Annotated in this window: 2 protein-coding genes; both read right to left on the bottom strand. The window is 70.8% G+C overall.

Going from position 1 to position 1852, the window contains the following annotated elements; genetic code table 11:
- Positions 1-288: 288 nt before the first annotated feature.
- Positions 289-1479: a hypothetical protein gene (locus tag V6V89_RS41255; protein WP_334625191.1), complete on the bottom strand. Its 1191-nt coding sequence runs from the start codon at positions 1477-1479 to the stop codon at positions 289-291.
- A gap of 65 nt (positions 1480-1544) precedes the next feature.
- Positions 1545-1772 carry a VOC family protein gene (locus tag V6V89_RS41250; protein ID WP_334625190.1) on the bottom strand — a complete coding sequence of 76 codons (228 nt, stop codon included), beginning with the start codon at positions 1770-1772 and terminating at the stop codon, positions 1545-1547.
- Positions 1773-1852 lie beyond the last annotated feature (80 nt).

Below are 1852 nucleotides of genomic sequence, written 5' to 3'. Positions count from 1 at the left end.
CCCGAAGTCCCGGCTCCGCCGGGACGCTGCCGCACACGTGGCTGGGCCGAGTTTCGTCTCAGGCCAAACGCACGCGGTTTGATCTCAACACCGCGTGCGTTTGGCCTTGATCGGTGAGGTTTCCCTTGATCTGCGCGCGGTCCGCGGGTTGTAGACCTCGTGGCACGCGAGGCACGCGAGCGGGATGATGCGCCGTGATCGCCGCGTGGCGCATGGCCGCACGGCCCGGGCCGCGGCGGGGGCGGGGCGCCAGGCGGGGCGGCGCGCTGGGGTGGGCGGGGGCGTGGGTTAGGTGACCTTGGAGTTCACCAGTTGGGCGGAGCCCTTGGCTCGGTAGAAGATGCCGGGGAGGGTTTCGAACTCGTCGCTGGGGTTGCGGCGGAGGGTTGAGCTTTCGATGCGCAGGGTGCCGCTGCGGTCGTTGCTGACGTAGAAGATGGCCCCGCCTCCCTCGCGGGCGTGGTTGCGTTCCATGAGGGTGCCGGCGATGCGCAGCGTGAACGTGTTGCCGTCGCAGTAGATCGCGCCGCCGTTGCCGCCGCCGGGGGTGCCGTTGGCGGCCTCGTTGGCGCCGTACCCGATGGCCTCGTTGTGGCTGAACAGGCTGTTGAGGATCACCCACGAGACGCCGATGCTGCTGAGGGCGCCGCCATTCGAGCAGGCCCCGCCCTGGCCGGCAGCGCCGCCGAAGGTGCTGCTGACCACGTACACGGGCAGGTCTCGATTTTGGTCGAGCACCCGGATGGCCGCGCCGCCGAGATCGGGCCCGCCGGAGTCGCACCTGTTCTTGACGAACCGCGAGTTGACCACCTTCAGCCGCCCGCCGCGCACGTAGAGCGCTCCTCCGCCGCCGCCGTTGGTGACCTCGGGATCGGGGTCGGCGCCGATGGAGCTGCCGCTCGCAAAGGTCAAATTTTGCACGGTGAGCTGCGGGTGGTCCTGGTTGGTGCAGTCGCCGGGCGGCGGGCCCTGGGCGTCGTCGCAGGTGTTCATGTACAGGATGCGGCGCTTGCCGGCCCCGCTGAGCGTGACCTTGCCGCCACCGTCGAGCACGACCTTCTTGGCCGAGTTCTTGACCTTGGCGGTCTGCGTCATCGTGATCGTGATCGGGGCGGGCCCGCACGAGAACGTGATCACGCCGCCCGCGGCGACTGCGGTCGCCACGGCCTTGCCGGTGCAGCTGGCAGGCGTACCGTCGCCGACGACCCTGTTGGGCTTGGAGGTGTCGACGGCGCGCGCCTCGGCCGGTACCGCTGCCTTGCCGTTGGGGTTGCCCGCGCGGAGCGTGCCATTGGCCGGCCCGGCCGTGGGCTTCGGGGTCTTGGTGGTGGGCGCGGCACCGAGCGCGTCCCTGCCGCCCGGCGCGGCCGACGTGGCGGCCGTGGCCGGTGGCGACGGGTCGCCGCCGCCGGATCCGCCGCCACACGCCGGCAGCAGCGCCGCGACCACGCCAAGTGCGAGCACCGTCCGGAGAACCACGGGCCGATGCTAGTGGGGTACGGGGTGCCGTGCCTGCCCTCCGCACGGCCGGGCCGGGCCGGCGATCAGTTGAAGTCGGCGGCCGTGTATTCGCGCGGTTCGACCAGGACCATCCAGTTGCCCGAGTTATCGCGGACGACCGCCTCCACCCCGTATGGACGCTCCTCCGGCTCCTGGATGAACTGCACGCCCTGCGCCCGGAGCTCCTCGCACGTCTTGCGGCAGTCATCCACGTTGAGTCCGAGGCCGTGCATGCCGCCCTCGTCGAGCGCCCGGTTGATCATGTCGACCATCTCGGGCGAGTGCGGCGCCCGGGTTCCGCAGTTCGTAGTCACACGTGTGCTGGAGTTTAGGGGTTGAGCTGGGCAAACGC

This window comes from Micromonospora sp. CPCC 206061 (assembly GCF_036906915.1).
Taxonomy (GTDB): domain Bacteria; phylum Actinomycetota; class Actinomycetes; order Mycobacteriales; family Micromonosporaceae; genus Phytohabitans.
This window is presented reverse-complemented; position numbering and strand designations above follow the sequence as displayed.